The sequence below is a fragment of the Paraburkholderia sp. DD10 genome, from assembly GCF_049177125.1.
Lineage (GTDB): Bacteria > Pseudomonadota > Gammaproteobacteria > Burkholderiales > Burkholderiaceae > Paraburkholderia > Paraburkholderia terricola.
Window position 1 is genome coordinate 3,172,270 of the sequence record NZ_CP185392.1, and the last position, 12,528, is coordinate 3,184,797.

Below are 12,528 nucleotides of genomic sequence, written 5' to 3' on the forward strand. Positions count from 1 at the left end.
TCTTTCGACGCTTTTTTCCGATGTTCGGTGCGAGCCGTCGCGCATCCGCAGTACGGCAACGCGGTCGGCGACGGTTTTTGCACCGTGTTTGTACACCGGCTAATAGAGCGTTCGCAACCTTCATTTTGTACCGGACGGTTCACTTGCAGCGAATCGACGGGCCGTGCATGGCCACGAGCGCGGCGGGTCAGGTCTTCAGCGTGCCGTGGGCGTTGCGGTTCCACGTGTACGATTCGCCTTTTTTGCCTTTGTCGCGGGCTTTGGCTTGCCTTCGGCGGCGGCGGCCATGCGCAATTGCGCGACTTCACGCACGGCGTCGATTAGCGCGCGCCCCACCGGCGACGGCTGCGTGTCCGAGCGCCGGATCAGTCCAACCGGCTCGTCGGTGCCGGCGAACGGCAACGGCAAACGCACCAGCATGCCGTGCGCCAGTTCGTACTCCACCGCGCTCAGCGGCACGAACCAGACCGCGTCGTTTTCGAGCGTCAACGCGCGGCCCGTCGATACCGACAGCACCTCGACAAACGCCGACAGCGGCGGCACGCCCCACGCGCTCAACAAGCTTTCCGCCGATTGCCGGATGAGCGTGCCGAACGGCGGCAGGACCACCGGAAAATCTTCCAGCGAGGTGGCTGGCAAACCGGCGCCCAATGCCAGCGGATGCCCGGCCCGCACCACCGCGATCAACGGCTCGCTGAACAGCTGTTCGAAGCTGAGACCGACCATTCGCTCCGGGTCCGCGAGACGCCCAATCGCAAATTCGATCGTGCCTGCTTTCAGACGTTCGAGCAATTCGGGGTTGGCGCCGGTCGCGAGGCGCACGATCACGCGCGGCCATAGCGCGGCGAACCGCTTGAGCACCGGCGGAATAAGCGCGGCGGCGACGGTCGGCAGGACGCCGATTTCCAGCGTGGCCGCGGCCGCGCCTTCCGGGCGCGCCAGCAAGTCGACGCCCTGCCGCAGCGCACTGACGCAGGCGCTCGCATGCGGCATGAAGAGCTGGCCCTCGCGGGTCGGCACCGCGCCGTGGCGGCCGCGCTCGAACAGCTTCACGCCGAGAATCGCCTCGAGTTCGGCGACGGTCTTGGATACCGCCGGCTGCGTGATCGAAAGACTTTCGGCGGCCCGCTGCACGCTGCCGAACTGCGCGACGGCGAGAAAGCACTGGAGATGACGGAATTTGACGCGGCTGTCCGCGAGGCTTCGTTGCATAACGAAAAGTTATACGAAAAGGGCGAAAACGTCACTTTGCATAACCGAGCCGGTTAGATAAAGTCGCTCCATAAGTTGCACCCACAATTCCTCGAAGGAGACACTCATGGATGAGTCCTTTCTCACCGCGCGCGATTTCGCGTCCCATCCCGGGTACATCTATCCCGGCTACGGCTCATCGGTCAAACGTGGCCCGACGCGTCCGCTCATTCCGCTGAAGGAAAAGCTGCGCGACCAGCGCGTGCCCGTCTACGGCACCGAAGACCTCGGCGCCCTCGACCACGATCTGACGCGCAATGCGGTGCGCAACGGCGAGCCGCTCGGCGAGCGCATCATCGTGACGGGGCGTGTGCTCGACGAGGGCGGCCGTCCGGTGCGCCATACGCTAGTGGAAATCTGGCAAGCCAATGCCGCTGGCCGCTACGTGCACAAGAACGATCAGCACGACGCGCCGCTCGATCCGAATTTTCTCGGCGCCGGCCGCTGCCTCACCGACAACGAAGGCCGTTATCGCTTTCTCACCATCAAGCCGGGCGCTTATCCGTGGGGCAATCATCCGAACGCATGGCGTCCGAACCACATTCATTTCTCGCTATTCGGCGAGCATTTCGGCTCGCGTCTCGTCACGCAGATGTATTTTCCCGGCGACCCGCTGCTGGCCTTCGATCCGATTTTTCAGGGCACGCCGGAGCATGCGCGTGACCGCCTGATTGCGAACTTCTCGCTCGACACCACGCAGGAAGCCTACGCGCTCGGCTACGACTTCGACATCGTGCTGCGCGGCCGCAACGAAACGCCGATGGAGCGTTAAACCATGACCACTCTCAAGCAAACGCCTTCGCAAACGGTTGGGCCGTACTTCGCTTACGGTCTGTGCCCGCAGCAATACGATTTCGACTTCAGGAGCTTGTTCACGCCCGTTCTGGCCGACCGTGAAGCGGCCGGCGAGCACGTCACGATCGTCGGCCAGGTGTTCGATGGCGACGGCAAGGTGATCGGCGACGCGATGCTGGAAATGTCGCAAGTGGATGCCGACGGCCGCTTTCCGGAATCGCGCGAGGAAATCCTGAAGACCGGTTTTCGCGGCTTCGCACGCGTCGGCACGGGTACGGATCCGCAGCAGCGCTTTATCGTGGAAACGGTGAAACCGGGCCGCGTGAGCCCGGATCAAGCGCCGCATCTGAATGTGATCGTGACGATGCGAGGCATGCTGCTGCACACGTTTACCCGCATCTATTTCGAGGACGAAGCCGAGGCAAACGAGCACGATGCCGTGTTGGCAGCGGTTCCGGCGGACCGGCGCGGCACGCTGATCGCGCGCCGCGAACCGAACATGGCCAACGTGTACCGGTTCGACATCCATATGCAGGGCGATCGGGAAACCGTATTTTTCGACCTGTGAAGCAGAATTTCTATACTTTCAGATTGCTTTCACCTACACTGACGTTGATCCGTCTGGCGACTGGATCACGAAACTCCGAGTAGTTAAGCCCGCCTCGCGCGGGCTTTTTTTTTGCGCCCGTCGAGAGCAGTTACTTCAACGAGCACCGCAGCCAGCGGCTGATTCTCGCGACGTCGGCAATGTGATCGCGCGCGCCGGACGCACCCAACACCACGATATCGACGGGCCGGCCATGCACGATCATCCGCACGACGACACAGTGCCCCGCCTCGTTGATGAAGAGATAAGGTCAAGTCTGGTGTATGGGCGGTTAATGGCCGGCGACGTCAAGCGGCGAGTTTCTGCTGAACCGGTTGATCGCCTTGCACCGGCTCGCCGTCCCTGAAGGCAATGCCCTCCAGCAACAGCTTGATCTGCTCAGGGCCGTTGATGCGGCGCCAGGTTTTCTCGGCTTCCTCGATCAGCTTGAATGCCAGACCGAGGAAGGTCGGTCGCGACACGCAGTTGCGCGTGCGCGTGGTGCGATGACGCACGGTCGCGAACGTCGACTCAATCGCATTCGTCGTGCGCAGGTGCTGCCAGTGTTCGGCCGGAAAGTCGTAAAAGGCCAGCAGACTCTCCCGGTCCTTCTTCAGCGTCTCAGTCGCCTTCGGGTATTTCGCCGCATAGACCGTCACGAAACGATCGAACGCGACATACGCGTCGGCGCGCGTCGCGGCCATCCAGATTGCCTGCAGATCCGCCTTCGCGCGGCCTTGCTGCGACTTCGGCAGTGCATTGAGCACGTTGCCCATTTTGTGAAACCAGCAGCGCTGGCCGCGTGTCGCAGGAAACACTTCTTCCAGCGCCGCCCAGAAGCCCATTGCGCCGTCCCCAACTGCCAGGAGTGGTCCGGTCTGCAGGCCACGCGATTTCAGATCGAGCAGCAGCTCCTGCCATGACGCCTTCGACTCGCGATACCCGTCCCCGATCGCGACACGCTCCTTGCGCCCATCCGGCCTGACGCCGATGATCACCAGCAGGCACTGGCCGTCCGAGTTCTCACTACGCAGGCCGGTATGAATGCCGTCGATCCACCAATAGACGTAGCGCGACTTCGACAGATCACGCCGGCTCCAGTTGGCATGCTCATCGGCCCACTGCGCCTTCAGCCGGCTCACCACGTTGGCCGACAGGCCTTTGGCGTCATCTCCCAGCAGCACGCTCAGCGCCTCGCTCATGTCGCCCGTCGAGATGCCTTTCAGATACAGCCACGGCAACGCGGCACTCACGCGCGGCGATTTCCTCACGTACGGCGGCACGATCGACGAATTGAACTTCACACCTGATCCTGATCGATCCCGAACCTTCGGCACCTTCACCGGAATGGGGCCGGCTGCTGTCAGCACCTCGCGCTCCGGCAAATAGCCGTTGCGTACCACGGCACGCTGGCCGTGCAGGGTCTTGACGTTCTCGAACCGTTCCAATAGCGCCGACAGCTCCGCCTCGATGGCCTGCTGAATCACCTGCCGCGCTCCCTGCCGCACCAGTTCGTCCAGACCCAGACCGGCCGCCGATAGACCGACGACTTCTTTTTCCGTAAACTTGTTCATGGTGGATGGTTTGTTGTTTGCTGGTTTCCGACTTCGACAATCAGATTCTCAGCTGAAACCTCCACCGCCTTCAATCTCCCGCCTTAACTCCCCCGTACACCAGTTCCGACTTTAGCTCGTTGATGAAACCGGTTTTCTGCAACACGATCGACCGGTCACCGCCTCGCACCAGCGCATTCGAGTTGTGATAACTCAGCCGCGCGCGGCCGCTGCCGGGCAAGACGATTTGCTCGCGATCAGTGGAGTAAGCGCGAATCAACGGATAACGGCTCGCCGCCTCGACCAGCAATGACAAGTCCCGCGCGGTAGAAACGTTCTGCGGCGACAAGCCCGTACCGTTCACAAACGACGTATGCCGCATGCCCAGCGCGCGAGCCTTCGCGTTCATCGCGGCGACGAAACCCGGCCGGCCGCCGGCGTAATCGCGGCTGAGCGCAGCCGCGGCGCGGTTCTCCGACGACATCAACGCAATGTGCAACATGTCATGCCGCGACAAGGTCGAACCGACGCCCAGGCGTGAGCCGGTGAACTTGTCGAAATCCTGATCCTGGACCGTGACGTTGAGCGGCGCGTTCAGCTTGTGCCTTGCATCGAGTGACACCACGGCCGTCATCAGCTTGGATATCGAAGCAATCGGCATGACTCGGTCGGCCTGCTTTTCGGCGAGAACGGTATGCGTTCGCTCGTCCACGACATAGACAGCCTTTGCATGAAGCAACGCTCGCGAATTAGGCGTGTAGCCGCAGCGCGCCAATAGACGCAGCGACGCATGCGAAGTGCCGCGCGGCGCTGACGCAGGCTGCCGCGCATCGCGCTGTTCCGCTGTCGCTTGTGGGCGCCTCGCGGCGCGCGGCTCTCGCGCAATACGTGCAATACGTGCAATACGCGCAGCCTGCCGGCGATGCTTGAGCGCGAGCTTGCCGACGTGCATCGGCCGCTGCGCGCTCGCCGCAGGCTTGCGCTTGTGCACGATACGTCGCCGCGCTTTGCGGACGGTTGGCTTCCTGGCTTTGGCTGAAGTTCTGGTTTGTGCTTTCGACGCGTGCCCGATGGACGGTGCAAGCTGCCGGCTCACGCCAACGGAGGTATGCCGCGCAGGCTCGTGGCCCGCCGCAAACGACCAGCCGATGTTCAGCCACAACAGGCCGAACAACGCGACGTAGCGGAACCACGCGGGAAAACGATAGACAGGAAATTCGAATGAAGGAGTTCGACGATCGTACGGCATGCAGCTTCCGGTTCTGTGCCGTGTGAGCCCGAATCGATTGGGTGCGGAGTCGGCAACGAGCCGCCGATCTTAAGGCAGTTCACGCACCCGATCAACGGCGAAGGCATATGCCGGCTGATTCATCGCCGTTATGCGAGCGCCGAAACGCAGACCTCAACAACGGAAGTGATCGATGTCCTGCCCAGCGTAAATCGCACGCGCGAGCCAGTCCGGCTTGTCGCCGTGACCGTCCCACGTATTGCCGAAGGCGTCGCGATACATCACGGCTCGCGTCTTGGCTGCGTCGGCCTCGATCGCCTCGGCTAGCGCTTCCGTCGTAATGCCGTATTCGTCCATGCGTCGGCGTATCCACAGGATCAAGCGCTCACGCGCATTCCCGTCGAGGTCGAACAGCCTTTGTTCTTCTCGCTCTTTCATAACGTACCGGTTTCGCGGCTGATAATGCTCGCGTTGGATATACAAAGAGTTCGCTAAAACAACGCGAAGCTTATGCGTGATTCAGATAGGCACGTGCGAATCGAACTCGCGACGCCTCTCCCGATGCGGGGAAACTCGCACCTGGGAAATCATGCCCAACAAATCCTGGATTTCGGGGAATTGGCCGGCAAACGGCTCGAATTCGGCCCACGACTTGCCTCAGTGTTCCGAGGCTGCTTCAGCGTATGGAAGGCAATTCTAGCATCCAATTTCTTATGTTTGCAGCAAGGGTTTGCTTTACCTGCGATGTGGGGGTTTTCAAATTCTTATTGGGTTATTAGGGTCGCCCGCGCAGGCGCGCAGTTAATTAACCTTGAGACAGCAAGGATAGATACTGGCGCAAAGCTAAACACAATCCGCACGGAAAAACGCAAATGCAAGACCTCACCCACTCATGCTATGTTTCATTGATTAACATCCGAGCGTACAGGAGACACACAACATGCCCGCATCGACCGCTATCGTCACGATTCTCGCCGCGCTGCTGCTCGGTGCGATGAGTCCCGGCCCGAGCTTTGTCATCGTGGCCCGCAATGCCATCGGACTATCGCGCGGCGACGGTCTCGCCACCGCGCTCGGCATGGGCATCGGCGGCGTGTTCTTTAGCGGCGTGGCGTTGCTCGGCCTATACACGTTGCTCGCCACCGTCGAATGGCTGTACATCGGCCTGAAAGTGGCGGGCGGTCTCTACCTGATCTACCTGGCGTCGAAAATCTGGCGCGGCGCGGCCAAACCGCTCGCATTCGATGCAGCCCAAGCCGCCCCGGCCAATGTGCGCAAATCTTTCTGGATCGGCCTGAGCACGCAACTCAGCAATCCGAAAACAGCCGTCTACTACGGCAGTATCTTCGCGGCTCTGCTTCCGCAACATCCGCCGCTGTGGTCCTACTTCGCATTGCCGCCCGCGATCTTCGCTATCGAAGCCGGCTGGTACACGATCGTCGCGCTGTGCTTTTCGAGCAAGCGGCCGCGCGAAGTCTATTTGCGGTGGAAAGCGTGGATCGATCGCGTCGCGGCGGGCGCGGTTGCGGCGCTTGGACTGCGCCTCGTTTTGACGGCACATAAAGTCGGCATCTGAAACCTCGCTTGCCGTGGTTCGGCTTGGCGCGCTGAGCCGCTTATGGCGCCGGATCGCGCGACACGCCGAACCACGGCCGCAAGGTATGCCCGGGCGAGGAGCAATAGGCCTTTTCCGAAACAGTTACAAGTTAAGTGTTGACGCTGGCATGCCCCGGCGGTTACTGTGGCGATCGAAGTTCAAGAAGTTCGATTGCTGTTCATCAATGTTCGCTCCTCAGCGGTATTCGTTGTCCTCTCCCTCCTTGACGCTTCAAGCGCTCCTCAACAGAGCAAATCTTCTATTTTTTCCTCAAGGATTCTTCATGGATACCGGTACCGTTAAGTGGTTCAACGACAGCAAGGGCTTTGGCTTCATCACCCCGGACAAGGGCGGCGACGACCTGTTCGCGCACTTCTCCGAAATCAGCGGCGACGGTTTCAAGACGCTCGCTGAAAACCAGAAGGTGAGCTTCGAAACGAAGCAAGGCCCGAAGGGTCTGCAAGCGGCTAACATCAAGCCGCTGTAAGTTTGAAGGGCTCGGTGTCCGGCAACGGGCATCGGGCTGCAGCGACATCCTCGCGGAGCTTCGTCTCCCACAGTTGGCGCGATCGCTTTTAGCTGCACGTGTTTTTCGCAGCAAGCCCAAAGCGCCAAACGCCTCGTTGCACCTCTCATTCTCCCTCTGGCTTCAACGCCCTTTTTTCGCTTTCCGACTGCGTCGTGATTCGGCTTGCAATGGCTTGAATCGGCTCGTCCGCGTGACTCGTACAACGGTCCGCCCGGCAGGCACGCACTCGTACATCATTAAAATAAAATGACAAACAAACATAGGCATCACTACAACGGCTATGCCGTCCAACCCTCGGCGCATCGTTTGCCCGACGGCAGCTTTTCATCCAACCTGTTGCTCGAACGCGCTGACAGCGCGCGTGCCGAAGGGCGCTACCAGTTCTATTCGCTCGATTACTTCACGAACGAAGAACAGGCTTTGCAGCACTCGGCAAGCTGGGCACGCAACTGGGTCGACACGCGCGGTTAAGCGCGCGGCCCACGGCTCTACGCGATGACGCGCGCATGATTTGCGCGCGCATCTCGCGACATGACGTAGTGCGCCATGCGACACGCTTTGCAACCGCAAGTGGCCTTACTCGCCCTGCTCCGCCTTGATCCGCGCGCGCAGTTCAAACTTCTGAATTTTTCCCGTCGACGTCTTCGGCAATTCGCCGAAGCGCACCGCTTTCGGCAACTTGTATCCCGCAAGAAAGAGCCGGCAGTGCGCGATGATCTCTTCCGCGCTCACCTGAGCGCCTTCCTTGAGTTCGACGAATGCGCACGGCACCTCGCCCCATTTCGGATCGGCCATCGCCACCACGGCGGCAACCGATACCGCGGGGTGACGGTACAGCGTGTCCTCGACCTCGATGCTCGAAATGTTCTCGCCGCCTGAAATGATGATGTCCTTGCTGCGATCGCGAATGCGAATGTAGCCATCGGGCATCCGCACGCCCAGGTCGCCGGTGTGGAACCAGCCGCCGCTGAAGGTGGCCTCGGTGGCGCGCTCGTTCTTCAGATAGCCCTTCATGCAGATGTTGCCGCGGAACATGATCTCGCCGATCGTCTCGCCGTCGTCAGGCACGGGCGCGAGCGTGTCCGGGTCGAGCACCGTCACGGCCGCTTGCAAGTGGTAGCGCACACCTTGCCGCGCGTTCAGTTCGGCGCGTTCGCTGTCGTCGAGCGCTTCCCACTCCTCCTGTTTCGCACAGACGGCGGCCGGCCCATAGGTCTCGGTGAGTCCGTACACGTGCGTCAGATCGAAACCGATTTCCTTCATCTTCGCGATCACGGCCGGTGGCGGGGCCGCGCCGGCCACCATGGTCGACACGCGATGCTCGATGCCGTCTCGCCATTCGGCCGGCGCATTCGCCAGTGCGCTCTGCACGATCGGCGCGCCGCAATAATGCGTGACGCGTTCGCGGCGGATCAGGTCGAACACCGTCTTCGCGTCGAACTTGCGCAGACAGACGTTGACGCCGGCGCGCGCCGCCACCGTCCACGGAAAACACCAGCCGTTGCAGTGGAAAAGCGGCAAGGTCCACAGGTAAATTGCATGCCTGGGCATATCCCATTCGAGGATATTGCTGAGCGCGTTCAGATAAGCGCCGCGATGGTGGTAGACCACGCCTTTGGGATCGCCGGTCGTGCCCGACGTGTAATTCAGCGCGATGGCGTCCCACTCGTCGGCCGGCATGGTCCACGCGAATTGCGGATCGCCTGATTGCAGCAACGCTTCGTAGTCGGTCGCGCGGATGAACTTACCTGGATCGGCGGGCATCGCGTCCGCCACGCTGATGACGTGAAGATCGGGGAACTCCAGCGCGGCGCGATGCGCGAATTCGCCGTACTCGGTATCGACGATCAGCGCCTTCGCCTCGCCGTGACGCAACATGAACAGCAGCGACGGCACGTCGAGCCGCGTATTCAGCGTGTTGAGCACGGCGCCGGCCATCGGCACGCCGAAGTGCGCTTCTATCATCGGAGGAATGTTGGGCAGCAAGGCGGCGACCGTGTCACCGCGTTCTATGCCGGCCCGCCGCAACGCGCTGGCAAGACGCCGCGCGCGCTCATAGGTCTCGCGCCAGTTGCGGCGAATCTCCCCGTGGACGACCGCCGGCCGCTCACCGTAGACTTCGGCTGCGCGTACGATGAAATCGATGGGCGTCAGCGGGACATAATTGGCCTCGCGCCGCTCGAGGCCTTCTTCGAACATGTGCTTCATCACGTCGTCTCCTGGGGCGCGGGCCGCGCCGTCGATTGTTTTGATTGATGATTCAAGCCTAGCAACTGTCATGGTGAACTGTCTGTCATTCAAATGACAGAGTAGCGCGCGCCGGCTTTTGTGAATCGGCTTTGCCGGCATACGTATCCTTAACCGCTCATGAACGACGCTCCTCTCACCGCCCCGTCGGACGCTCGCTCGCACCGGCCGGCGCGGGTAGCGTGCGCCGACCTGCCGCGGCTATTCGCCACCTGCGCCTGGTTTCGCGCGCTCGCCGCCGAGCACCAGGCCATGGTGCTCTCCAGCGCGCACGCGGAGCACCTGGAAGGCGGCGCGTGGATCGCGCGCCGCCAGGAACCGTCGGACTACTGGATCGGCGTGCATTCCGGCCTCATCAAGCTCGCGATCTACAACGCTTCGGGCCGCAGTTGCACGCTCTCCGGCGTGCCGCCCGGCGGCTGGTTCGGCGAAGGCAGCGTGATCAAGCGCGAATTGCGCAAATACGATGTGGCTGCGATTCAGCCTTCGCTCGCGATGTTCGTGCCGTCCGACACCTTCCATGCGCTTCTGGAATCGAGTCTGCCGTTCACCGGCTTCGTGATCCGGCAACTGAACAACCGCATGGGCGAATTCATCGCCTCGATCCAGAACAGCCGGTTGCTAGACGTGGATGCGCGCGTCGCGCAGTCGCTCGCGCAATTATTCAATCCCGATCTCTATCCTGATACGCGCCGAACGCTCGCCATTTCGCAGGAAGAAGTCGGCCTGTTGGCGGGCGTATCGCGCCAGCGGATCAATCAGGCGCTGCAAAACCTCGAAAAGCTGCGGATTCTGCGCCTCTCGTACAACCAGATCGACGTGCTCGATCTCGAACGCCTGTACGCGTTCGGCCGTGAACAGATCTAGCGCTTACGCGCATTTTCCATGCACGGTTTCGCCGCGCGTTCAGCGGCGACCCGCCTTGTATCAGCCCACATTTTGAGCATCAGGATAAAGAAAGCGCCGCAAAAGCCGTTATGCGAGCTATGCAGCGCAGATTGCAGCCCTTCCCCATTCCGAGCTCAACGTCCTGGCCAAGCTGATAATGAACCGTCTGACACTCAAACAGAAGTTGTGGGTCCCGTTGCTGCTTTGCTGGGTGGCGCTCCTGATCGTGACCGTTGTGAACGCGTTGGAAGCGCGTAGCGCTCAAATGGACGCGCGGCGCGCGGATCTGGCCGACGTCACCGACATGGCGGTGTCGATCGTCGCCGACTACGCGAAGCAGGCCGACGCCGGCAAGCTCTCCGTCGACGACGCGAAACAGCAGGCCATCGCCCGCATCAATGCGCAGCGCTATGGCACGTCCGGCTACGTGACGATCGTGCGCGGTGATTCGGTGATGATCACGCATCCGATGAGCCCGAAGCTGAACGGCAAGGACATGAGCGCCTTTCGCGACGCCAAGGGCAACGCGCTGTATCAGGACATCGCCCAGGCCGGCGGCTCGGCGGCGGGCGCCGGATATCTGCGCTACTGGTGGCCTAAACCCGGCGCAACGGCGCCGAGCGAAAAAATCGGCTACGTGAAGCGCTTCGCTCCGTGGAATTGGGATTTCATCGCCGGCGCCTATATGGACGACATCCAGGCGCAGTTCTATGCAACCCTCGGGCGTTCGGCCGGCATGCTCGTGCTGCTGGGCGTGCTGGTGTCGTTCGTGGCGTCGCGCGTGGTGCGCAATGTGTCGCGCTCGATCGGCGGCGAGCCTTCCAGCGCGGCGGCCATCGCCATGCAGATCGCCCAAGGCGATCTCGCCACGCACATCGACCTGCGCCGCGACGACACGTCGAGCCTGTTGTTCTCGCTGCGTGAGATGCGCAATCAGCTTGCCGCCACGGTCGCGCGAATCAAGACCTCCGCCGAGACGATCACCGTCGCCTCGAAGGAGATTGCGGCAGGCAACCTCGATCTGTCGAGCCGCACCGAGGAACAGGCGGCTTCGTTGCAGCAAACGGCCGCCAGCATGGACGAACTGACGAAGACCGTCACACAGAATGCCGACAATGCGGCGACCGCGTCCGAACTGGCGACCGATGCATCGAATATCGCCGCGCGCGGCGGTCAGGTGGTCAACGACGTGGTCGAGAAAATGGCGGGCATCACCGAGGGTTCGCGCAAGATCGGCGAGATCATCAGCGTGATCGAAGGCATCGCGTTCCAGACCAACATCCTCGCGCTGAACGCCGCGGTGGAAGCGGCGCGCGCCGGCGAAGAGGGCCGCGGCTTCGCGGTGGTCGCGGGCGAGGTGCGCAATCTCGCTCAGCGCAGCGCGACGGCGGCCAAGGAGATCAAGGTGCTGATCGACCAGTCGGTGGCGCAAGTCGGCGAGGGCTCGACGCTGGCCGGGAGGGCGGGCAGCACGATCGGGGAGGTGGTCGACGCGGTACACCGCGTGACGGCGATCATCAACGCGATTTCGGCGGCTTCGAAGGAACAGAGTTCGGGCATCGGCGAGATCAATCTCGCGATCCGTCAAATGGACGACGTGACGCAGCGTAACGCGGCGCTCGTCGAGCAGGCCGCGGCCGCAGCCGGTTCGCTCGATGAACAGACGGAACGGCTCCGGCATGCCGTTGCCGTGTTCAAGGTCGAGCAACATGCCTGATTGAGCGGGGCACTTTCCGCTTCGATTGAAAAAGGCCGTCACGGGCTGATCCGGTGACGGCCTTTGTTTTTGCGCTTTTCTGCGCGGTGAGGGAGGCTAATCGATGCGAACGGTGCGGGTGTCAGCCATCGGTCAAA

At 61.9% G+C, this 12,528-nt stretch carries 12 protein-coding genes and 1 pseudogene; 7 read left to right on the forward strand and 6 right to left on the reverse strand.

Features of this window, described 5'->3' with window-relative positions; all coding sequences use genetic code 11:
- Window positions 1-195: 195 nt before the first annotated feature.
- Window positions 196-1,212, reverse strand: coding sequence for a pca operon transcription factor PcaQ (gene pcaQ, locus ACOCG7_RS14410; RefSeq protein ID WP_083081684.1), 1,017 nt, complete (start codon window positions 1,210-1,212; stop codon window positions 196-198).
- A gap of 106 nt (window positions 1,213-1,318) precedes the next feature.
- Here pcaQ and pcaH point away from each other — a divergent pair, with 106 nt between their 5' ends.
- A complete protein-coding gene (pcaH, locus tag ACOCG7_RS14415; RefSeq protein ID WP_421376057.1) occupies window positions 1,319-2,023 on the forward strand; it encodes a protocatechuate 3,4-dioxygenase subunit beta in 705 nt (234 codons plus the stop codon).
- 3 nt (window positions 2,024-2,026) lie between these two features.
- Window positions 2,027-2,614: a protocatechuate 3,4-dioxygenase subunit alpha gene (gene pcaG, locus ACOCG7_RS14420; protein WP_083081685.1), complete on the forward strand. Its 588-nt coding sequence runs from the start codon at window positions 2,027-2,029 to the stop codon at window positions 2,612-2,614.
- Window positions 2,615-2,744: 130 nt separating this feature from the next.
- Here the strand turns inward: pcaG and ACOCG7_RS14425 are convergent.
- The 4 genes and pseudogenes from ACOCG7_RS14425 to ACOCG7_RS14440 form a co-directional block, all read right to left on the reverse strand.
- Window positions 2,745-2,894: pseudogene (locus ACOCG7_RS14425) on the reverse strand (D-alanyl-D-alanine carboxypeptidase); the annotation flags it as partial.
- Between the two features lie 46 nt (window positions 2,895-2,940).
- Window positions 2,941-4,206: an IS256 family transposase gene (locus ACOCG7_RS14430; protein WP_421375170.1), complete on the reverse strand. Its 1,266-nt coding sequence runs from the start codon at window positions 4,204-4,206 to the stop codon at window positions 2,941-2,943.
- 70 nt (window positions 4,207-4,276) lie between these two features.
- Window positions 4,277-5,434 (reverse strand): serine hydrolase, encoded by a 1,158-nt coding sequence (locus tag ACOCG7_RS14435; protein ID WP_421376060.1) that lies wholly within the window; start codon window positions 5,432-5,434, stop codon window positions 4,277-4,279.
- Window positions 5,435-5,587: 153 nt separating this feature from the next.
- The gene (locus ACOCG7_RS14440) at window positions 5,588-5,851 is read right to left on the reverse strand and encodes an H-NS family nucleoid-associated regulatory protein (RefSeq protein ID WP_083081689.1); all 264 of its coding nucleotides are present in this window, start codon (window positions 5,849-5,851) and stop codon (window positions 5,588-5,590) included.
- A gap of 502 nt (window positions 5,852-6,353) precedes the next feature.
- Between ACOCG7_RS14440 and ACOCG7_RS14445 the strand changes: the two genes are divergently transcribed.
- The 3 genes from ACOCG7_RS14445 (at window position 6,354) to ACOCG7_RS14455 (ending at window position 8,010) form a co-directional block, all read left to right on the forward strand.
- A complete protein-coding gene (locus ACOCG7_RS14445; RefSeq protein WP_073428646.1) occupies window positions 6,354-6,989 on the forward strand; it encodes a LysE family translocator in 636 nt (211 codons plus the stop codon).
- Between the two features lie 304 nt (window positions 6,990-7,293).
- Window positions 7,294-7,497: a cold-shock protein gene (locus ACOCG7_RS14450; protein ID WP_012428559.1), complete on the forward strand. Its 204-nt coding sequence runs from the start codon at window positions 7,294-7,296 to the stop codon at window positions 7,495-7,497.
- A 288-nt stretch (window positions 7,498-7,785) separates the two neighbouring features.
- On the forward strand, window positions 7,786-8,010 hold the full coding sequence (locus ACOCG7_RS14455) for a hypothetical protein (RefSeq protein ID WP_073428645.1): 225 nt from the start codon (window positions 7,786-7,788) through the stop codon (window positions 8,008-8,010).
- A 105-nt stretch (window positions 8,011-8,115) separates the two neighbouring features.
- On the opposite strand, the gene ACOCG7_RS14460 is transcribed toward ACOCG7_RS14455, so the two are convergent.
- Complete coding sequence (locus ACOCG7_RS14460) at window positions 8,116-9,747, reverse strand: acyl-CoA synthetase (RefSeq protein WP_421376064.1); 1,632 nt, start codon at window positions 9,745-9,747, stop codon at window positions 8,116-8,118.
- A gap of 159 nt (window positions 9,748-9,906) precedes the next feature.
- Between ACOCG7_RS14460 and ACOCG7_RS14465 the strand changes: the two genes are divergently transcribed.
- Both ACOCG7_RS14465 and ACOCG7_RS14470 read left to right on the forward strand, forming a co-directional pair.
- A complete protein-coding gene (locus tag ACOCG7_RS14465) occupies window positions 9,907-10,653 on the forward strand; it encodes a Crp/Fnr family transcriptional regulator (RefSeq protein ID WP_421376066.1) in 747 nt (248 codons plus the stop codon).
- Between the two features lie 178 nt (window positions 10,654-10,831).
- A complete protein-coding gene (locus ACOCG7_RS14470; protein ID WP_421376068.1) occupies window positions 10,832-12,391 on the forward strand; it encodes a methyl-accepting chemotaxis protein in 1,560 nt (519 codons plus the stop codon).
- Window positions 12,392-12,528 lie beyond the last annotated feature (137 nt).